This is a genomic window from Streptococcus sp. NLAE-zl-C503, assembly GCF_900104285.1.
Taxonomy (GTDB): Bacteria; Bacillota; Bacilli; order Lactobacillales; family Streptococcaceae; genus Streptococcus.
The window spans coordinates 96,752-116,397 of the sequence record NZ_FNJT01000003.1 but is presented as its reverse complement, the minus strand read 5'-3'; the positions used below and the strand labels follow the sequence as shown (position 1 = coordinate 116,397).

The following is a 19,646-nucleotide window of genomic DNA, read 5'->3' as shown; positions in this document are numbered from 1 at the left end:
AGATTTGATTTCATAATTCTATCAAAACAAACTCATCTTATTTTGTAGTATTGCGAGTTTCAGTCAGTTTCTTGTCCTTCAATTCAAGTGTAATATCTGACGCTTGTGCCACTTCTTTACTGTGGGTGACGACGATCACACATTTACCTGTTTTCTGGGCAAGTGATTTGAGCAGTTCGATAATATCTCCAGCAGTTTTAGGGTCCAGATTTCCTGTTGGCTCATCAGCTAGAATAACTGGAGCTTCTGAGACTAAACTGCGAGCGATGGCTACACGTTGCTGTTGACCACCTGATAACTGGAGAACGTTCCGCTTGATCTGACTTTCATCCAAACCAAGCTCAAGAAGTGTATCCTTGCTTGCTTTTTTGTTGACCAAGCGGATATTTTCCAGCGGAGAAAGATAATCTATCAAGTTATAATTTTGAAAGACCAGGGAAATATGGTGCATGCGATGGTAAGAATACCCCTTATTCCGAATGTCCTCTCCTTGGAAAAGGATAGAACCTTCAACAGGACTATCTAGACCAGCAAGGAGGGACAAGAGAGTGGATTTCCCTGCTCCTGACTCACCAATGATACTATAAAATTTTCCGGGTTCAAAATTATACTTGATCTGATATAAAACTGCTTCAGCAGTGTTCTTATAACGGTAGGTAACATCTTGCAATTGTAATAAAGTCATGATTTCTCCTTCTTAACTAATAGATGATAAAATTTCTTTCGGCGATTTTCTAAATAGAAATACGAAACAAAGGGCTACAGACAAGCAACCAATCAGGAGCAGAAAGACATAGGATTCTGCAAAGGATAGGAGACTGGTTGATAGACCACTTGCTTTGGCTAGTGTGTCTTGTAAGGTTGCCTGATCTCCACTGGCTAGTACAGTTTGAAGTAGATAGGATGTGATGGCGTTTCCAGCGATAAAGGATGGAAGCAAAGCTCCGATTGATACCAAAACTACCTCTAAACAGAACTGGAGGAAGATCGAGCTCTTACCTTTTCCAAGTGCGAGTAAAATCCCCACTTCGTAGACCCTTTCTCTCAACCAGAGAGACAAGACCAAAATTAAGGCTCCAGCTCCAGCTATCAACATCCCATAAAGGAAGATGGTGAGGAAGGTTTGGAAGGTTGCAACTGAGTCTTTGATTTGTTCAAAGGCCTTGTTTTCCTTCTCTACTTGGTAACCTTGATTTTCTAAAGCCAAGCTTTCCACTTGCTTCATGAGTCCGTCCATTTCCTTAGGATTTTCTACATAGAAGCGCGCTGCACTGACTTGAGCTTCACTATTTCCCAGAAGGGTTTGGCTACTTTCATAGTCTGTAAAGACATTGTTTTCACTGAAGTCAGAAGACAAGCCTGTAAATTTCTCTTGCTTTTTACCAGAAAAGATGCCGACAATCTCAAACTCAACTGTTTGCCCTTTTCCAACTTCGGATTGACCAGCATCCAAGCGAATCTTGTCATGAAGCGAAAGACCGTTCTTCTTGGCCAACTCTTCGTGGATAAGGATTTTCTTAGAATCTCCTTTTTGAAGGTGTCGCCCTTCTTTTAGGTTGAAAGCTGAACTAGTAAAGGTGACATCCTTGGATGAATCCTCAAGAGCCGTTAAGCTAACCAAGTTCTTATCCGCAGCTGACAAATCATCGCGTTCTACGCTCTGCTCACCACTCACCGCTTCCTTGTCTTTCAGTTTTGCGACCGTTTCGAGTTCAGGAGAGACATTTTCCAGTCCCTTAATCTTGCTCACGGATGCTAGGTCTGACAACTTGAAGGTCTGTCCATTTTCTATCTTTTTGATAGAAAAAGAAGCATTGAGTGATTTGTAAAGATTGCTTTCTACTGTTTTGTTGGACTTCATCAGAGTCAAACAGGCTGAAATTCCGGCCAATAGGACCAATAAAATCAGAAATAAAATAAAACTTCTCAGTCGTTTTCTGCTGACATAAGCCCAAGCTCTTTGGATTGGATTCATTTGTCACCTCCATATTTGTAAGACTATTATAAAATCCAAATATGAAATGTTTATGAAATCGAAAATATTTTTTGATTTATTTTTTGAAAAAATGAAGAAAGCTAGCAACTGCTAACTTTCTTCATATTAGAACACGTTTTACCAATCAAAAAAACAACTCCATTCCATAAATGATAGTTCTTGATGCCAAGTTCTTCCGATAGTCGAACTGTACCTCTAACCTTCTTTGGAAAAACAAAAAGAGCTAGCCACAGCTAACTCTTATCCTATGCGGAGAGAGGGACTTGAACCCTCACGACCTAAAGCGGTCACAGGATCCTTAGTCCTGCGCGTCTGCCAATTCCGCCATCCCCGCGTCGATTACTTTACTAGTATATCAACTTTCAAAATCTTTGTCAACACTTTTTTCAGATTTTTTTCATTTTTCCAAGGGAATCATTCTTTAATTTCAGCCAAATTTTCATCCAACAATTTAGCTCCCAGAGTGTTCTTAAAATGTCCAAGAGCAAACTGATGATTTTCTGGCCAGATAGAGGCAACCGCAGGTTTGACAACTTCAATATTATAACCTAAATTGTAGGCATCAATAGCCGTATGGAGGACACAAATATCTGTCAAAACACCAGTTAAGATGACTGTATCAACTCGACGTTCTCGCAGGCGAATATCGAGATCCGTTCCTGAAAATGCTGAATAGTGACGCTTGTCCATCCAAAAGACGCGACTATCGTCCTTATTTTCCGCATAGAAATCAGCTAGGGAGTCATAGAGGTTACGGCCACTAGTCCCAATGATATTGTGCGGTGGAAAGAGTTTACTTTCCGGGTGGAAGGTATCCTTCTCCTCATGAGCATCAATAGTGAAGAAGACATAGTCTCCTCGATCAAAAGCCAGTCTGGTTACTTGATTGATTGCCTCTGATATGGCTTGAGCAGGAGCACCTGCTGTCAATTTTCCCTGATCTGCTACAAAATCCTCTGTATAGTCAATCGAGATTAAAGCCTTTGCCATTAGTAGTCCCTCTTTTTCACTTCCTCAAAGATATCTGAAATCAATACCTTGAGATAGGTTCCCTTCATTCCTAGTGAACGGCTTTCAATAATTCCTGCCGACTCCAGCTTACGGAGAGCATTGACGATTACTGAGCGCGTAATACCGATACGATCTGCAATGACAGATGCAGTCAATTGTCCTTCATTTCCATTTAGCTCAGATAAAATAGCTGAAACAGCACGAAGTTCTGAGTAGGAGAGGGTATTGACTGCCATGGTTACAGCAGTACGACGGCGAATATTTTTCTCGTCTTCTTCGCGTTGGAAGTTCAAGAGTTGAATCCCTACCACTGTACTCGCAATCTCAACAAGAATCAAATCCTCATCTTCAAATTTCTTATCATTGCGCCAAATAATCAAGGAACCTAGGCGAATCCCTGATACATGAATGGGAGCAATGGTTGTCAAACCATCTGGAAAATCCGCACGGCTCTCTACTGGGAAAATGGTCAAATCATGTTCAATAGGAAGATTGGCCTCCGTATCGTAGATCATGTTTGCCCCTTGTACATAGTCATCTGGGAACGTCTTGGTTTGGAAAAACTGCTCTACACGGTCTGTATTGGTTTTATAGCGCATAAAATAGCCCAAAAGTCGTCCCTTGCTATTGACAATACAGGCATTGCAATCAATAATGTCTGCTAGTTGACGTGTAATGGCATTGTATGGAAGTTCATCCTGCATTTGCTCTTCTGAGCGTTTTAAAATTGATGTAATTTTTCTTGTTTTTTCTAATAAATGTGCCATTTTTCACCTCGCATTTAATCGCTATCATTATAACATAAAGAACCTGAAATTTCAATAATTATCTGAAAATTGCTTATTGAATTGCAATTTTTAAAAGCAAAAATATTTTAGAAAAAATTATTATTTTTCATTGACAAAACTTCATTTTTTGATATTATAATATTATAAGAAGATGAGTTAAGGATCCCTTCCCATCTCACCTTTCCTTTACTATTATCCATCTTCTTTTCCCCTTGGTCTCCTTATATATAAAAGCGATTCACCCAGTGAATCGCTTTTTCCTATTTGTCTCCCTTGTTACGAATAACAAAGCCTGTTTGCTTTTCGCTTGAAGTGTTGCGAGGTTTTTTATTGTCTTTATTACGGTAACGTCTGTCTTTATCAAAACGATCATTTCCACGACTGCCTTTCTTGAACTCATCACGACGACCATTGCCACGGCGATCACGGTCTCGACGGTCGTCCCCACGACGGCCTCCACGACCTCCCTTAGCTTTGCCAGCAAAGCCATTACCTGATGGTTTAAATGGCAGTGGTTTTTCACGTGCAATCTCCACTTCTGGAAGGCTGTCAGGATCTTGAACAGTGAGACTCAAGATATACATAGCCAATTCTTCTGGACTAAATTCAGCAGCCAATTTACGGGCATCTTTAGCAAATTTCTCAAAGTTCCCACGAATGGTTTCATCTGCGAAATCACGTTCGATTTTCTTGAGAGCTACTTGTTTCTTAGCTTGGAAGGCTTCTTCTGCTGTCGCTGGTTTCAAGCCTTTCATGCGTTTCTTAGTCAAGTTTTCGATAATTTGAAGGTAACCCATTTCATTTGGCGCTACGAAAGTAATAGACTGACCTGACTTACCAGCACGACCTGTACGGCCGATACGGTGAACATAACTTTCAGGATCTTGAGGGATGTCGTAGTTATATACATGAGTAACACCAGAAATATCCAAACCACGAGCTGCTACGTCCGTCGCAACCAGAACATCTAGATTGCCATTTTTAAAGTCACGAAGGACACGAAGACGTTTATTTTGATCTAGGTCACCATGAATTCCCTCTGCACGGAAGCCACGGATTTTAAGTCCACGAGTCAATTCATCCACACGGCGTTTGGTACGACCAAATACAATGGACAATTCAGGTTGTTCAACATCCATAAGACGGGTCATGGTATCAAATTTTTCTTGTTCCTTGACACGGATATAGTACTGGTCAACCAGTTCTGTTGTCAATTCCTTGGCAGCAATTTTGACATGTTCAGGGTCTTTCATAAACTGGACACCGATACGTTTGATAGCATCTGGCATGGTTGCTGAGAAGAGCAAGGTTTGACGATTTGCAGGAACACGAGAGATAATGGCTTCGATGTCTTCAAGGAAGCCCATGTTGAGCATTTCATCCGCTTCATCAAGGATAAGCGTTTCAATATCTTGTAATTTCAAGGCCTTGCGTTTAATCAAGTCCAAGAGACGGCCTGGTGTTCCTACCACGATATGGGCACCAGATTTAAGGGCCTTGATTTGTTTTTCAATGCTTGAACCACCGTAAACTGAGCGAACTTTCACTCCCTTGCTACGGCCAAAGCGGAACAATTCCTCTTGGCTTTGAACAGCGAGTTCACGAGTTGGAGCGATGACCAAGGCTTGGATGGTCGCTTCTTCTGTACGGATTTTTTCAAGGGTTGGCAAGCCAAATGCCGCAGTTTTTCCTGTACCAGTCTGAGCTTGACCGATAACGTCTTTTCCTTCAAGAGCCAAAGGAATAGTTTGCTCTTGGATGGGACTTGCTTCTACAAATCCAGCTTTTTCAATCTCTGCTAGCAATTCAGCAGACAAGTTAAATTCATTAAATTTCACGTTTTTCTTCTTTCTAAAGGTGGTGCGAAGCCACCCTATAGCGCTTAGCATATACTTTTCTTTTCATGACGTATCTTCTTCAAAACGAGATACCGTGTTGCTTCTTTTCCACGAAAGAAAAGTACGAGTTTCTTTGCAACCTATCTAGTATAACACAAGAGAGAAGCAAAAGATAGTAGAATCCATTAGGAAAATCATGTAAACGATTTTCTAGCAGTAAAGTGGCATGAAAGTTGTTTATCAAAGAATTTGAAGGGAGCATTTCAAGCTCACTTCATTTCCCGTAGCAGATTTGTGCAAAAAGTGTTTTCTTGTGCTAGAATGAAAATCAAATAGGAGGACTATAAATGTTAACATATGATTTAATCGTTATTGGATTTGGTAAAGCTGGTAAAACACTAGCTGGTAAATTGGCTTCAGCTGGCAAAAAAGTTGCCCTTATTGAACGTAGCAAAGCTATGTACGGTGGAACTTGTATCAATATCGGCTGTATCCCAACTAAAACCTTGCTAGTCGCTGCTGAGAAAGATTTGTCTTTTGAAGAAGTCATTGCTACCAAAAATACCATCACTGGTCGCCTCAATGGTAAAAACTATGCCACTGTTGCGGGAACAGGTGTGGATATCTTTGATGCGGAAGCTCACTTCCTTTCAAACAAAGTCATCGAAATCCAAGCAGGTGACGAAAAACAAGAACTCACTGCTGAAACAATCGTCATCAACACTGGCGCTGTTTCAAACGTCTTGCCAATTCCTGGACTTGCTACAAGTAAAAATGTCTTTGACTCGACAGGTATCCAAAACTTGGATAAATTGCCTGAAAAACTTGGTGTCCTTGGTGGCGGAAATATCGGTCTTGAATTTGCAGGACTCTACAATAGACTTGGTAGTAAAGTTACAGTCCTAGATGCCTTGGATACTTTCCTACCTCGTGCAGAACCTTCCATCGCAGCTCTTGCTAAACAATACATGGAAGAAGACGGTATTGAATTGCTTCAAAACATCCGTACTACTGAAATCAAAAACGACGGTGACCAAGTCCTTGTCGTAACTGAAAAGGAAACTTACCGTTTCGATGCTCTTCTCTACGCAACTGGACGTAAGCCAAACGTAGAACCACTTCAACTTGAGAATACTAATATTGAACTAACAGAGCGTGGTGCTATCAAAGTAGACAAACATTGTCAAACAAACGTTCCTGGTGTCTTCGCAGTTGGAGACGTCAACGGTGGACCTCAATTTACCTACATTTCACTTGATGACTTCCGCGTTGTCTACAGCTATCTTGCTGGTGATGGCAGCTACACACTTGAAGACCGTCTCAACGTGCCAAACACCATGTTCATCACACCTGCACTTTCACAAGTCGGTTTGACGGAAAGCCAAGCAGCTGATTTGAAACTTCCATACGCTGTGAAGGAAATTCCTGTTGCTGCGATGCCTCGTGGTCACGTAAATGGAGACCTTCGTGGAGCCTTCAAAGCTGTTGTCAACACTGAAACAAAAGAAATTCTCGGTGCAAGCATCTTCTCAGAAGGTTCTCAAGAAATCATCAATATCATCACTGTTGCGATGGACAACAAGATTCCTTACACTTACTTCACAAAACAAATCTTCACTCACCCAACCTTGGCTGAGAACTTGAATGACTTGTTTGCGATCTAGATTTTCAGATATTCTCCACAAGACAAGCATCCATTTCGATGTTTGTCTTTTTCTATCCAGTCTATAGTTTCTTTGCAAGATTATTTGTGCTTTTATCTGTAAAAGCTTATAATATAGGTGTAGGATGTTGTCTTCATTTTCTGTTCAAAAAGGAGGCTAGTCAAATGGGAAAGCAAGTTAAACCACCAAAACACTCTCCTTTTTCCTTTCTATCCAAAGAAAAAAGTACGACTGTGAAAACACTGGTTTTCTGTGTCAGTATAGTCTTCATTTTTCTCCTACTTTGTTGGATGCTTTTTCGCTTGATTTCACCTCAAAAACAGCGATTCACAGTCAATCAAGCTGCTGATTTTTACCTTGTCAATTCGAAATCCATTCAAAGTTATCAGTTGCAAAACGATCAGTTTCAGCTCATGAAGACTGAGGATGTCTCCACTGCAGAAGATGTCAATTTCTGGTTTCCTCAGGGACGGTTTGACAATCGCTATCTCGTCTTTTCATCTGGAAATACCAGAGGGAAGGCATCCACTCAGAACATCGTATCTCTTGACTTTCAGACAGGGGACATACGGAAAACTTCAACTCCCTTCTATGCTTATTCAGGAGCTGGAGTATCAGACAAGTTCTTCTACACAGGCCAAACTACAACTGAGGATGGGGTGCTCAGTATGTTTGACATCTCAGGAAAGCTGATTACTCAAAAAACATTCTCCGAATCCACTTCCTTTCCGATCCAGTTTCATGGAAGAGGAAATCGCCTCTATCTCGGTCTGGGGTTTCATGATGAGTCCCGTCAACGACCCGCTTTAGTGTTCGATGGCTATTTAGTTGAATTGGACGAAAATGACCAACTAAAAGAATTGTCTCGCACGCCTCTGACAAGCGAAGGCAAAATCGTTGAAATGCTGACTTCTTCTGAATTAATCGGTGACAATTATTACAGTAGCGTTGCATATACCCGAAATACAGAAACTTTCTCCAAGGATCCAGACAATCGCATACTTGTCATGAACTTGTCTAGTAAGGAAAAGCACTTCATTACGCTACCAGAGGATAATCCCAATCTTCTCTATAAAACTCCAAAAGAGGATCGATTGATTGTTAAACATGAAGCGGATGGAAATGATCGCTGTGCCTTATCTATTGTTAATCTCTCTGATGAATCCAGCTATCTAATCAATGTCAGAAAAGATTTACCTGACTCTACAGAAGAGATAATACACATCGATACAAGTTTGACAAACAAGGTATTGATCGTAACTAATCAACATTTCTTATTGTATTCATTAGAAAATGGTCAACTTCTAACCAAAACAAAACTGGAACTGAAACAAAACGACTTTCCAATCGCAACTTGGTTTCAGAACTAATCACTCACAGCCCTCATCGGGCTGTTTTTGTTTCTGCGAAATCTCAAATCTGTCTTTTCTTTCTTTTATGATATAATGTCCACACTTTACTTAGCAGTCCTAATTATATATTGAGTCTCAGGTCGCTCTTTTAAATATCAGCAATACATATGACTTTAAATAACTTGCTTCAGCTCATCGTTTTATGGGTAATTTAAAAAGTATATTTTGCAATGATTGTTTCATGCCTAATTAGTAAACTATCCACTCTTTGCGCGGGTCGTATGTGTATTTTCATCATTTGTGAGAAGATTTTACTGTTTGCAAATTGATGGCTAAGTCGATATATTTTTTCTTCTTAAATATTTTACAAATTATTTGATCTTTTTAAAGATAAGAATCACTTTCTAATCAATCAAAGGATACTTCAAATTTCTTCGTTCTTGATAATATGAGCAATACTCCGCAAAATGTTTAAACTTTATCATTGTAAAAAATATCGAAAGAAATCCCATATTACATTAGTATATATTTGGTATGGGATGAAATTGACTTTCGAAAACATTAACTATATAATGTCTGTAAACAAGAAACAATGAGGTAACGATATGAATAAAACAGAATTACTATTACAAAGACTAAATAATATTGGTCAGTCTCTAAAAGATTCTAGACAAGCACTAGCTTTACTGGCACTTGGTTCTTGCGGAGCAGAAAGAGAACGATTGGATCAGTACTCCGATTTAGATTTCTTTGTTATTGTAAAAGATGGCTACAAGCAGGCCTATATCCAGGACCTAACCTGGTTAAGTAAGCTAGAACCAATTGCATTTCACTACCAAAATACAGTGGACGGACATAAAGTTTTATTTGAAGATGATGTTTTTTGTGAATTTGCTATCTTTGAAGCTCATGAACTAGTAAACATTCCCTTCGCTGAAGGCAAGATTATCTGGAAGGAGGTCGGTTTTGATGGAACAATCTGCCGGCCACAAAGATTGCCATCAAAAGAAAATAGAGACCGCGAATGGCTGTTGGGAGAAATTTTATGCAACCTATATATAGGACTAGGTCGCTATCAACGAGGCGAAAAATTGGCTGCTTATGATTTCATCCAAAACAGATCTGTCAAGCTCTGGACTGAACTAATCAATTTGGAAAAAACTTCTAAATCTAATTTTATAGATATTTTTAACAGCAACAGACGATTTGAAAAAGGTTATCCAAATGAAGCCAAACAATTACCCTACTTTTTGCAAGGTTACGAACGAATTTCTGAATCTGCTCAGGCACTCCTAGAATATCTTGATAAACACTATCCTCTTAACGCATTTATAAAAGAAAAAATTCGTAATTTATTATAAAAGAGACTTTCCAAAAAATAATCTAAATCCCAAAAGTTAGGTATCTTTGTCAACTATAATGGATTAATGAAATTTTAAAACCTGTAGAGGATAATCGATGTCCTCTCCTTTCTTATATTCAGAGTGAGAAAGATTTATTTCTTAAAGTTGCCAAAGTTATCAAATCCAAAGATATTGTATTTGATTGGTTTGGTTTAATCAGAACCTAAAAAGCACTTCTAAGGTTACTTCTTTAGTTGATCTTAGAGGTTACTTTAGTTATTGGACTGCTGGGCGCAGTATGATATAATAGAAACATGAAATTAAAAACTACTTTGGGCCTCCTAGCTGGGCGTTCTTCTCACTTCATCTTGAGCCGTCTTGGCCGTGGAAGTACGCTCCCAGGAAAACTCGCCCTTCAATTTGATAAAGATATTTTACAAAATTTAGCTAAGAACTACGAAATTGTCGTGGTCACTGGAACCAACGGGAAAACCCTGACAACTGCCCTCACTGTCGGCATTTTAAAAGAGGTTTATGGTCAGGTTCTGACCAATCCAAGCGGTGCCAATATGATTACAGGGATTACGACAACCTTCTTGACGGCCAAATCCTCTAAAACTGGGAAAAACATTGCCGTTCTAGAAATTGACGAGGCCAGTCTATCTCGTATCTGTGACTACATCCATCCTAGCCTTTTTGTCATTACTAATATTTTCCGTGACCAGATGGACCGCTACGGTGAGATTTACACAACTTATAAGATGATTTTGGATGCCATTCGTAAGGTGCCTACGGCTACTGTTCTCCTCAATGGTGACAGTCCACTTTTCTACAAACCAGCTATTCCAAATCCTGTACAGTATTTTGGTTTTGACTTGGAAAAAGGGCCAGCCCAACTAGCTCACTACAATACCGAAGGAATCCTCTGTCCTGACTGTCAAGGCATCCTCAAATATGAGCACAATACCTATGCCAACTTGGGTGCCTATATCTGCGAAAATTGTGGCTGCAAACGACCTGACTTGGACTACCGTCTGACAGACTTGGTTGAGTTAACCAACAATCGCTCCCGCTTTGTCATTGACGGACAAGAATACGGCATTCAAATCGGTGGACTTTACAACATCTACAATGCACTAGCTGCGGTTGCTATTGCCCGTTTCCTCGGCGCTGATTCACAACTCATCAAGCAAGGATTTGATAAGAGTCGCGCTGTCTTTGGACGCCAGGAAACCTTCCATATCGGCGACAAGGAATGTACTCTCGTCTTGATTAAGAATCCAGTCGGTGCAACTCAGGCTATCGAGATGATTAAACTAGCGCCTTATCCATTTAGCCTATCTGTTCTCCTCAATGCCAACTATGCAGACGGAATTGACACTAGCTGGATCTGGGATGCTGATTTTGAACAAATCATTGACATGGACATTCCAGAAATCAACGCTGGTGGTGTTCGTCATTCTGAAATCGCGCGTCGTCTACGGGTGACAGGATACCCAGCTGATAAAATCACTGAAACAAGCAATCTGGAGCAAGTTCTCAAAACCATTGAGAACCAAGACTGCAAGCATGCCTATATCCTAGCTACCTATACTGCGATGCTTGAACTCCGCGAACTGCTGGCTAGTCGTCAGATTGTTAGAAAGGAGATGAACTAATGGTTTATACTTCACTTTCCTCAAAAGATGGCAACTACCCTTATCAGCTCAACATTGCCCACCTCTATGGAAACCTCATGAATACCTACGGGGACAATGGAAACATCCTCATGCTCAAGTATGTGGCTGAAAAACTGGGAGCTCATGTAACAGTTGATATTGTTTCTCTCCATGATGACTTTGACGAAAACCACTATGATATCGCCTTTTTCGGCGGCGGTCAAGATTTTGAACAAAGTATTATCGCTAGCGATCTTCCTGCTAAAAAAGAGAGCATTGACAACTACATCCAAAATGACGGTGTGGTTCTCGCTATCTGCGGTGGTTTCCAACTATTGGGGCAATATTATGTTGAAGCTTCAGGCAAACGCATCGAAGGGCTAGGGGTCATGGGCCACTATACCCTCAACCAGACCAATAATCGCTTTATCGGTGACATCAAGATCCATAATGACGAATTCAATGAAACCTACTATGGATTTGAAAATCACCAAGGCCGTACCTTCCTCTCAGATGACCAAAAACCGCTGGGTCAGGTTGTCTATGGAAATGGAAATAACGAAGAAAAGATCGGTGAAGGGGTTCATTATAAGAATGTCTTTGGTTCCTACTTCCACGGACCTATCCTCTCTCGTAATGCCAATCTAGCTTATCGTCTGGTCACTACTGCCCTTAAGAAGAAATACGGCCAGAACATCCAACTCCCTGCCTATGAAGATATTCTCAGCCAAGAAGTTGCTGAAGAATACAACGATGTCAAAAGCAAGGCTGACTTTTCATAAAATAACGAAAGCTATACCAAAGGACTCCACAAAATTATCGGAGTTCTTTTTGCCTGCTCTTTTACCCTTCTCCCTTGCATTTTCTCTCTTTTTTTGCCAAAATAGAGGGGTAGAAAGAAGGTAGCATATGTCTAAATTACAACAAATCCTAACATATCTTGAATCAGAAAAACTAGACGTCGCTGTCGTATCTGACCCCGTCACTATTAATTACCTCACTGGCTTTTACAGTGATCCCCATGAACGCCAAATGTTCCTTTTTGTCTTAGCGGACCGGGAACCTCTCCTTTTTGTCCCAGCCCTTGAAGTGGAGCGTGCAAGCAGCACTGTAGCTTTCCCAGTTGTGGGCTATGTGGATTCTGAAAATCCATGGCAAAAAATCAAAAACGCTTTGCCTCAGCACGACTTCAAACGTGTCGCTGTTGAGTTTGATAATCTCATCTTGACCAAATACCATGGTTTGAAAACTGTCTTTGAAACTGCTGAGTTTGAAAATCTCACTCCTCGCATCCAACGCATGCGCCTCATCAAATCAGCTGACGAAGTGCAAAAAATGATGGTTGCAGGTCTCTATGCTGATAAGGCTGTTAAGGTTGGTTTTGACAATATTTCTCTTGATAAGACAGAGACAGATATCATTGCACAAATCGACTTTGCTATGAAACGTGAAGGCTATGAAATGAGCTTTGATACTATGGTCTTGACTGGCGATAACGCCGCAAATCCGCACGGAATTCCTGGTGCAAACAAGGTCGAAAAGGACGCCCTTCTCCTCTTTGACCTCGGTGTCATGGTCAATGGCTATGCATCAGATATGACTCGTACAGTCGCTGTCGGTAAACCTGACCAATTCAAGAAAGATATCTACAACTTGACCCTTGAAGCCCAACAAGCTGCCCTTGACTTTATAAAGCCAGGTGTGACTGCTCATGAAGTAGACCGCGCCGCCCGTGAAGTCATCGAAAAAGCTGGTTACGGTGAGTACTTCAACCACCGTCTCGGTCACGGTATCGGTATGGATGTCCACGAATTCCCATCTATCATGGAAGGAAACGACATGGTCATCGAAGAAGGCATGTGCTTCTCTGTTGAACCAGGTATCTATATCCCTGGTAAAGTCGGCGTTCGTATCGAAGACTGTGGTGTCGTAACCAAGGATGGCTTTGACCTCTTTACAAGCACCAGCAAAGATTTGCTTTATTTTGATTAAAGGAATTGTTTTTATGTTAGATGGGCTCTTTAAATTTGTAGATGATGTAGCTAACGAAACTTCTAAAGTCGTAAATGATATCGTCAATGAATCTTCAAAGGTTGTAAATAATATTGCAAATGAATCCTCAAAAGTTGTAAATGATATTGCAAATGAATCCTCAAAAGTTGTAAATGATATTGCAAATGAGACAGCAAAAGCCGTTAAAGTAGTTGTAGATGAAACTTCTAAAATAACCACCAATACTGTAGATGGAGCTGTTTGTATTGCCAATAATACTATGACAGGAATTTCTAATTTTATAAGTGTACCTAGTAAAGTTGTAAATTTAATTTTTGAAATACATTCATGGAATAATCAAGAGCGTCTTGAAAAGAAACAAGATGAAGAACTTAGACAATCTTTATCCATTCAATTCCCTGAATTCTTAACTCAAGAAGACTTTAATAGAATAATTCACGAAGAAACCAGTCAAATTATTCGAATTAAAAAGGTAGAAATTAATCAAGCTTTAATTAATTTTGAGGTGTATTCAATTAGCAGAATTTCAACTTGGTTTTTTACTTTAGATTATAATGATTATGGCAGTTTAACGGGAAAAGTTAGAATTTCAAGAGATAATACTGACTCAAGCATCCCTAAAAATATTAGTTTGCGAATTTCTGAGCGACTAAATGATATTTTAAAGAATCAGTATATACTTTCACCTGATGATTATGATATTTTACTTACAAAAGAACCTACAGATGTAAAAGAGCTTTTTGAAAATATTGGATTCCATAGTGTAACATTACTTGAAGAAAAATATGAAAAATTACCTCATTTTATTAAGGATTACAAAATACGTAGCATTACAATAGGAAATTGCAAATATTTTGATAAAGATTCCTATTTTGATAGTAATTCTTCTGTTGTGATTTCCTATTATCTACGAGAAGACCAATAAAACCGTAAAGTTAGCAGTAATGATTTTTCTGCTAACTTTACGGTTTTTATAATTACCTAATCTTCTTGATACTTTGACTAAGCACAAACCCTACAACCATTCCCACGATATTTTGCAGGAAGTTTGGTAGGATTTCTGGTAGGGCTGCTGCCCAGCCATTCATCAAAGTTGAACCCAAGGCGTAGCCTCCTACCATCGCAATAGTAGCTAAGATAAGGCCTAGCCACTGAGATTTCCCTTTAAATCCTGCGAAAAATCCCTGCAAGCCATGGTTTACCAAGCTAAAGAACATCCACTGTGGATAGCCTGATAAGAGGTCAATCAAGAAACCTGCTAGTCCTCCAACGACAGCCCCTTCACGACTACCAAAGTAGAAGGCTGCAAAGAAGACACCCGCATCTAAGAGAGTTAGAATGCCTGTTGGTGTTGGGATTTTTAAGAAATAACCTAGAACCACAGAAAGGGCTGTCAAAAGAGATACAAGGGCGATTTTAGTTGTTTTGGTTTGCTTCATATTGTCTTACTCCATATTGATCTGCTTGTGCAATAGCACGGTAAACGAAAGCCTTAGAGCTCTCTACTGCTTGTAAAAGTTCATCACCTTTAACCAAGTGACTGGCAATGCTTGAGGCAAAGGTACAACCTGCACCAGCATTCTGCCCTTGGATAACAGGATTTTCTAGGACTGTGAAAGTTTGTCCATCATAAAAGACATCTATAGCCACGTCCTGACTGAGGCGATTGCCTCCCTTGATAATAACTGCTGACGCTCCTAATTCATGCAATTTCTGCGCTGCAGCCTTCATATCTTCCAAGGTTTTAATCTCCTGACCAGCTAATAATTCTGCTTCAGGGAGATTTGGCGTAATCACGCTAACATGAGGGAAAAAGCGGATCAATTCTTGACAAAGTTCACTCACAGCCACGTCGTGCGTTTCCTTGCAGACCAAGACAGGGTCCAATACCACCGGCACTCCAGGACGTTGCTTGATAAAGTCCAAGGCCTTCTCAGCCACACTAACAGTAGGGAGAAGACCAATCTTGATCCCCGCAAAGTCCACATCACGCAAACTATCCAACTCATGTTGAAAAATAGTATCGTCCGTAGGAAAGACTTCAAAGCCCTTTTCTGTCAAGGCCGTCAAACAAGTCACTGCTACAAAACCATGCAAGCCATTCAAAGTATAGGTGGCCAAATCAGCTGACAAACCGCCACCACTAAAAATATCATTCCCAGAAAGGGCTAAAATACGATTATTCTTCATAATGAATCTCCTTCAAATACAAGCCATTTGGTGCTGCTGTTGGGCCTGCAAGTTGCCTGTCCTTCTTCTCCAAAATCAAGTCAATCTGCTCTACTGGCATTCGATTATTTCCGATTTTGAGTAGCGTCCCCACCATATTGCGAATCTGCTTATACAAGAAACCATTTCCTGAAAAGGTAAAGGTCAAAAACTGGCCTGTCTCATCGACTGTTAGACTTGCTTCTGTAATGGTGCGAACCTTGTCCTCCACACTAGTACCAGAGGCTGTAAAACCAGTGAAATCATGGGTTCCCTCTAACTTTTTGATTGCCATCTGCATCCGCTCAACATCAAGCGGATAGGGAAAGTGAGTAGCATAGTGACGGCGCATGGGATTTTTAGGACGGCCCCTATCCACGATAAACTCATAGGTCTTGCTATGTTTTGCATAACGGCAATGAAAATCATCCGCCACGATCTTAATCGAAATCACATCAATATCTTCAGGTGACTGGGTATCCAGAGCAAAACGGAGTTTTTCCTCATTCATTTGATAAGGCAGGTCAAAATGGATAACCTGTCCCAGGGCATGAACCCCACTATCCGTCCTACCAGCACCGTGAACAGTGATGGCTTGCCCCTTATTAAGTCTCGTTAAGGTTTTTTCAATTTCTTCCTGAACGCTCCGCGCATGGGGCTGACGCTGAAAGCCCGCAAAAGAGTAGCCGTCATAGGAAATGATTGCTTTATATCTTGTCATGTGTCTATTTTATCAGGAAATAATAGTACAAACAAGTTTAAAAAACAATAATTGTCTGGGGACAAAAATGAAAAAGAAAAACTTAGGAAATCAATCCTAAGCTTTCTTTCGAAGAGAAAACATGACAAATACGGAAGTAACTATTAACCAGCATCCTAGAATAGTGAAGACCAACATACCGTTTTGAGTGACCATACCGACAGCCCCCAGTACGAAAGGTGTGGTAAAGGCACCAAAGCTGCATCCTAGCACTGCAAAAGATGTTGCCTGATTAAGGAGTTTAGCTGGAATTCTTTCAGAAAGAAGCTGAAAGGCAGTGGTCAAGGCCACACTATAAGAAAAACCTGCCACAATACTTCCAACTACCATCACACCCAATGACGGAGACAAGGCAATCACAATCTGCCCCAATCCAAAGGCGATGCCTGACCACAGGAGCAATCTTTCTTTAAAGAGAGAAATCAAGACAGAAAAACTCACGCCAGCCACAATCCCAATCAACTGCATGACACTAAGAACAAAACTAGATAATTGAGCATCCCCGAGGCCTCTTTCCACCATCAGACTAGGAATACGAATGGTGATAGCTGTATTGGTGCAGACAACAACTGCTGCTTCGACAGCCAAGAGAAAAATCAAGCCCTTCATCTGTCCTGTCAAACGAGTCGTTTCGGTCTCTTTTTTCTTGGTTTCTTTCTTTTCCTTCCCATAAGGGACAAAGAGCAGGTAAAGGATCAATACTAAAAATCCCGCACTGTAGGCCAAGAAGGTCACTGTCCATCCCAAGGATAAGAGTTGACCTACCACTAGAGTCAAAATCGATGCCCCGACAACTTCTGCTGATCCGCGAAGACCCAACATCTGGATCCGTGTCTTTCCATGATAGCGTTCGCTGATGATGGAAATGGCCTTGGCATTGATCATCCCAACACCCAAGCCAAATAAAATCCGCATCGCAAAGACAAAGTTGTACTCCTGATACCAGAAAGGGGCTGTTCCACCGATAGAAAGGATGATAAGTCCTAGACTAATCTGAAGTCGCTCAGGAAACAATCGCTCCAAAAACCCATTTAAAACCAGCATAATCATGATCCCAAAAGAAGGGAGACTGACCAGGAGCTCGATTTGTTCTTTGGGGTAGCCTTGATAATAGTCAAACATGGCTGGCAGAGCACTTGAGATGGAAAAGGAGGTAATCAAAACGAGGGAGAGGGCCAAAATACTAGCCCGTTCTAAAAATTGTTTCATGAATTTTCTTTCTGTATATTTCTCACTGTTGATCCTTTTAAAAGGAAGATGGCAAGAAAAGAAGGAGCCCGATTGAACTAAAGACTCCGTCCTAACTTTCCTAATAGGAAGACTATTTTCGCTTGATTTGCTTGATCAGATAGAAGATAAAGCCTGCAACCATATACGCCGCAAAAATGATCAAACACCATTTGATAACCACGTCCCAACCCTTGTTCACATTTAAAAAGAAATAAGGGAAGGGATTGTCCTTGGAATTCGGAATATTGAGTTTTAAGACCAGGCCGTTAAACAAGGCAAAAATCATATAAACCAAGGGCAAGATGGTCCACAAGACTGGATCCCAGATCTTGTATTGACCCTGTTTATCAAAGAAGAGGGTATCGGCTAAAAACCAGAGTGGAACGATATAGTGACAAAGGAAATTCTCCACACGGTAAAAGTCTGTCGCAATCGGAGCAAGCATAAAATGATAAATCACACAAGTAATCATAATACTCATGGTAACGCCACCCTTGAGACGAAGCAGGGTCGGGCTTTGCCAATCTTCACCTGAACGACTCATCACACGGAGTAGATAGCCAGTGAAAATCGTTACCAAAAGATTGGACAATACTGTGTAGTAAAGGAGCATTCCAAAGCCACCGTGCTTGGTAATCTCTAAATAAACTCCTGTAAATGCCGCTAAGAACAAGAGCACACGACTATAAAAGATAAATTTGTAATTCAGTTTCATGGCTAGATTTTCTTAACAAACTCTGACTTCAATTTCATAGCTCCAAAACCATCAATCTTACAGTCGATGTTGTGGTCACCTTCTACGATACGGATATTTTTAACACGAGTTCCTTGTTTCAAATCCTTTGGCGCACCTTTTACTTTCAAGTCCTTGATTAGGGTTACAGTATCGCCGTCGGCTAATTTATTTCCGTTGGCATCGATAGCAACAACACCTTCTTCTACTTCTGCAACTTCTGCAGGGTTCCATTCATAGGCGCACTCTGGGCAGACCAAGAGACTTCCGTCCTCGTAGACATATTCTGAATTACATTTTGGGCAATTTGGTAAATTGTTCATGGGTTCTCCTTATAACATTTCACTATTTTTTGAAAATCAAAATTTCTCGAACAACAACTATTATACCGTAAAATCCTACTTTTGACAATGTGTCCTAAGTCTAGCAGACAAAAAAGTCATGCAACTTTTTACAGTTACATGACTTTTAAAAGATGATTGGTCATGGGCACTTATCAAGCACCTCATGATAAAAGGGGTAGCAACTATATCTTACAGACCAGGAGCTTGTCCTAGTTCTGCCGCAATCATCCAAACTGTTTTCTCAAGTTCAGCCTTAGCACCAACAAAGATATCGTTTGTAACATCATCGCTTTCTTCGTCAGTCACATCCAAAGCTTTTTGGAAAAGAGTGATGAGGTAGCGATAAATAGCTAGAACACGTTCCAAGCTTTCTTCAACGTTACGGAATTCTCCTTCTTCTTCTTCGATTTCACTGTGTTGAAGGAATTCTGTCAAAGTTGAGTAAGGTTTCCCACCAAGGGTAATTAAACGTTCGCTGATTTCGTCAAGATAGCCATCAAGGCTGTCCATGTATTCATCCATTTTTGGATGCCACACGAGGAAACCACGACCACGCATATACCAGTGAACTTGGTGAAGGGCAATGTGAGCCACATACAAGTCTGCTACTGCTTGGTTCAATACTTCTTTTGTTTTTGCCAATGCTACTGGCGCTGTTTTAGATAATGTTGTTACGTCTTTTACTGCTTCTTTTTTCAATTCAACCAT

General features: G+C 40.5%; 19 protein-coding genes and 1 tRNA gene. 7 read left to right on the top strand and 13 right to left on the bottom strand.

Annotated features, from left to right (window positions below):
• Positions 1 to 37: 37 nt before the first annotated feature.
• The 6 genes from vex2 to BLS46_RS06740 all read right to left on the bottom strand — a co-directional run bounded on the left by vex2 (position 38) and on the right by BLS46_RS06740 (position 5,633).
• Positions 38 to 685 carry an ABC transporter ATP-binding subunit Vex2 gene (gene vex2 / locus BLS46_RS06765; RefSeq protein ID WP_000173737.1) on the bottom strand — a complete coding sequence of 216 codons (648 nt, stop codon included), beginning with the start codon at positions 683 to 685 and terminating at the stop codon, positions 38 to 40.
• A gap of 12 nt (positions 686 to 697) precedes the next feature.
• Positions 698 to 1,975 (bottom strand): ABC transporter permease, encoded by a 1,278-nt coding sequence (locus BLS46_RS06760; protein ID WP_093586509.1) that lies wholly within the window; start codon positions 1,973 to 1,975, stop codon positions 698 to 700.
• A gap of 269 nt (positions 1,976 to 2,244) precedes the next feature.
• A tRNA-Leu gene (locus BLS46_RS06755) sits at positions 2,245 to 2,330 on the bottom strand.
• 80 nt (positions 2,331 to 2,410) lie between these two features.
• A complete protein-coding gene (locus BLS46_RS06750) occupies positions 2,411 to 2,986 on the bottom strand; it encodes a cysteine hydrolase family protein (protein WP_093586507.1) in 576 nt (191 codons plus the stop codon).
• The gene (gene codY / locus BLS46_RS06745; RefSeq protein WP_004243007.1) at positions 2,986 to 3,774 is read right to left on the bottom strand and encodes a GTP-sensing pleiotropic transcriptional regulator CodY; all 789 of its coding nucleotides are present in this window, start codon (positions 3,772 to 3,774) and stop codon (positions 2,986 to 2,988) included. The genes BLS46_RS06750 and codY overlap by 1 nt, the downstream gene beginning before the upstream one ends.
• A gap of 281 nt (positions 3,775 to 4,055) precedes the next feature.
• Positions 4,056 to 5,633: a degradosome RNA helicase CshA gene (locus BLS46_RS06740; RefSeq protein WP_093586505.1), complete on the bottom strand. Its 1,578-nt coding sequence runs from the start codon at positions 5,631 to 5,633 to the stop codon at positions 4,056 to 4,058.
• Positions 5,634 to 5,980: 347 nt separating this feature from the next.
• On the opposite strand from BLS46_RS06740, the gene BLS46_RS06735 reads away from it, so the two are divergent.
• The 7 genes from BLS46_RS06735 to BLS46_RS06705 all read left to right on the top strand — a co-directional run bounded on the left by BLS46_RS06735 (position 5,981) and on the right by BLS46_RS06705 (position 14,588).
• Complete coding sequence (locus tag BLS46_RS06735; protein ID WP_093586503.1) at positions 5,981 to 7,297, top strand: FAD-containing oxidoreductase; 1,317 nt, start codon at positions 5,981 to 5,983, stop codon at positions 7,295 to 7,297.
• 164 nt (positions 7,298 to 7,461) lie between these two features.
• Positions 7,462 to 8,667 (top strand): hypothetical protein, encoded by a 1,206-nt coding sequence (locus BLS46_RS06730; protein ID WP_093586501.1) that lies wholly within the window; start codon positions 7,462 to 7,464, stop codon positions 8,665 to 8,667.
• A gap of 587 nt (positions 8,668 to 9,254) precedes the next feature.
• Entirely contained in the window at positions 9,255 to 10,010 is a 756-nt protein-coding gene (locus tag BLS46_RS06725) for a hypothetical protein (protein WP_093586500.1), read from the top strand.
• A gap of 296 nt (positions 10,011 to 10,306) precedes the next feature.
• The gene (gene murT, locus BLS46_RS06720; protein WP_093586498.1) at positions 10,307 to 11,650 is read left to right on the top strand and encodes a lipid II isoglutaminyl synthase subunit MurT; all 1,344 of its coding nucleotides are present in this window, start codon (positions 10,307 to 10,309) and stop codon (positions 11,648 to 11,650) included.
• Complete coding sequence (gene gatD, locus BLS46_RS06715) at positions 11,650 to 12,432, top strand: lipid II isoglutaminyl synthase subunit GatD (RefSeq protein ID WP_093586496.1); 783 nt, start codon at positions 11,650 to 11,652, stop codon at positions 12,430 to 12,432. Before murT ends, gatD begins: the two co-directional genes overlap by 1 nt.
• A 127-nt stretch (positions 12,433 to 12,559) precedes the next feature.
• Positions 12,560 to 13,642: a M24 family metallopeptidase gene (locus BLS46_RS06710; RefSeq protein WP_093586494.1), complete on the top strand. Its 1,083-nt coding sequence runs from the start codon at positions 12,560 to 12,562 to the stop codon at positions 13,640 to 13,642.
• Positions 13,643 to 13,655: 13 nt separating this feature from the next.
• The gene (locus BLS46_RS06705) at positions 13,656 to 14,588 is read left to right on the top strand and encodes a hypothetical protein (RefSeq protein WP_093586492.1); all 933 of its coding nucleotides are present in this window, start codon (positions 13,656 to 13,658) and stop codon (positions 14,586 to 14,588) included.
• Positions 14,589 to 14,640: 52 nt separating this feature from the next.
• Here the strand turns inward: BLS46_RS06705 and BLS46_RS06700 are convergent, their stop codons facing one another.
• The 7 genes from BLS46_RS06700 to BLS46_RS06670 form a co-directional block, all read right to left on the bottom strand.
• On the bottom strand, positions 14,641 to 15,102 hold the full coding sequence (locus BLS46_RS06700; protein WP_093586490.1) for an ECF transporter S component: 462 nt from the start codon (positions 15,100 to 15,102) through the stop codon (positions 14,641 to 14,643).
• Positions 15,080 to 15,853 (bottom strand): bifunctional hydroxymethylpyrimidine kinase/phosphomethylpyrimidine kinase, encoded by a 774-nt coding sequence (locus BLS46_RS06695; protein ID WP_093586489.1) that lies wholly within the window; start codon positions 15,851 to 15,853, stop codon positions 15,080 to 15,082. Before BLS46_RS06695 ends, BLS46_RS06700 begins: the two co-directional genes overlap by 23 nt.
• Entirely contained in the window at positions 15,843 to 16,592 is a 750-nt protein-coding gene (gene truA / locus BLS46_RS06690) for a tRNA pseudouridine(38-40) synthase TruA (protein WP_093586487.1), read from the bottom strand. The genes BLS46_RS06695 and truA overlap by 11 nt, the downstream gene beginning before the upstream one ends.
• Positions 16,593 to 16,688: 96 nt before the next feature.
• On the bottom strand, positions 16,689 to 17,840 hold the full coding sequence (locus BLS46_RS06685; protein WP_093586485.1) for an MFS transporter: 1,152 nt from the start codon (positions 17,838 to 17,840) through the stop codon (positions 16,689 to 16,691).
• 112 nt (positions 17,841 to 17,952) lie between these two features.
• Positions 17,953 to 18,576 (bottom strand): Pr6Pr family membrane protein, encoded by a 624-nt coding sequence (locus tag BLS46_RS06680; protein WP_093586483.1) that lies wholly within the window; start codon positions 18,574 to 18,576, stop codon positions 17,953 to 17,955.
• Positions 18,577 to 18,578: 2 nt separating this feature from the next.
• Entirely contained in the window at positions 18,579 to 18,917 is a 339-nt protein-coding gene (locus BLS46_RS06675; RefSeq protein WP_001061600.1) for a zinc ribbon domain-containing protein YjdM, read from the bottom strand.
• A 210-nt stretch (positions 18,918 to 19,127) separates the two neighbouring features.
• Entirely contained in the window at positions 19,128 to 19,646 is a 519-nt protein-coding gene (locus BLS46_RS06670) for a Dps family protein (protein ID WP_093586481.1), read from the bottom strand.

Bases quoted from the DNA above. Each gene is read 5' to 3' on its own strand.
- BLS46_RS06685 (WP_093586485.1), bottom strand. From the start codon at position 17,840: ATGAAACAATTTTTAGAACGGGCTAGTATTTTGGCCCTCTCCCTCGTT.
- BLS46_RS06730 (WP_093586501.1), top strand. From the start codon at position 7,462: ATGGGAAAGCAAGTTAAACCACCAAAACACTCTCCTTTTTCCTTTCTA.
- BLS46_RS06700 (WP_093586490.1), bottom strand. From the start codon at position 15,102: ATGAAGCAAACCAAAACAACTAAAATCGCCCTTGTATCTCTTTTGACA.
- BLS46_RS06670 (WP_093586481.1), bottom strand. From the start codon at position 19,646: ATGGTTGAATTGAAAAAAGAAGCAGTAAAAGACGTAACAACATTATCT.
- BLS46_RS06680 (WP_093586483.1), bottom strand. From the start codon at position 18,576: ATGAAACTGAATTACAAATTTATCTTTTATAGTCGTGTGCTCTTGTTC.
- murT (WP_093586498.1), top strand. From the start codon at position 10,307: ATGAAATTAAAAACTACTTTGGGCCTCCTAGCTGGGCGTTCTTCTCAC.
- gatD (WP_093586496.1), top strand. From the start codon at position 11,650: ATGGTTTATACTTCACTTTCCTCAAAAGATGGCAACTACCCTTATCAG.
- BLS46_RS06675 (WP_001061600.1), bottom strand. From the start codon at position 18,917: ATGAACAATTTACCAAATTGCCCAAAATGTAATTCAGAATATGTCTAC.
- BLS46_RS06710 (WP_093586494.1), top strand. From the start codon at position 12,560: ATGTCTAAATTACAACAAATCCTAACATATCTTGAATCAGAAAAACTA.
- BLS46_RS06705 (WP_093586492.1), top strand. From the start codon at position 13,656: ATGTTAGATGGGCTCTTTAAATTTGTAGATGATGTAGCTAACGAAACT.
- BLS46_RS06725 (WP_093586500.1), top strand. From the start codon at position 9,255: ATGAATAAAACAGAATTACTATTACAAAGACTAAATAATATTGGTCAG.
- BLS46_RS06760 (WP_093586509.1), bottom strand. From the start codon at position 1,975: ATGAATCCAATCCAAAGAGCTTGGGCTTATGTCAGCAGAAAACGACTG.
- BLS46_RS06695 (WP_093586489.1), bottom strand. From the start codon at position 15,853: ATGAAGAATAATCGTATTTTAGCCCTTTCTGGGAATGATATTTTTAGT.
- codY (WP_004243007.1), bottom strand. From the start codon at position 3,774: ATGGCACATTTATTAGAAAAAACAAGAAAAATTACATCAATTTTAAAA.
- BLS46_RS06750 (WP_093586507.1), bottom strand. From the start codon at position 2,986: ATGGCAAAGGCTTTAATCTCGATTGACTATACAGAGGATTTTGTAGCA.
- BLS46_RS06735 (WP_093586503.1), top strand. From the start codon at position 5,981: ATGTTAACATATGATTTAATCGTTATTGGATTTGGTAAAGCTGGTAAA.
- vex2 (WP_000173737.1), bottom strand. From the start codon at position 685: ATGACTTTATTACAATTGCAAGATGTTACCTACCGTTATAAGAACACT.
- truA (WP_093586487.1), bottom strand. From the start codon at position 16,592: ATGACAAGATATAAAGCAATCATTTCCTATGACGGCTACTCTTTTGCG.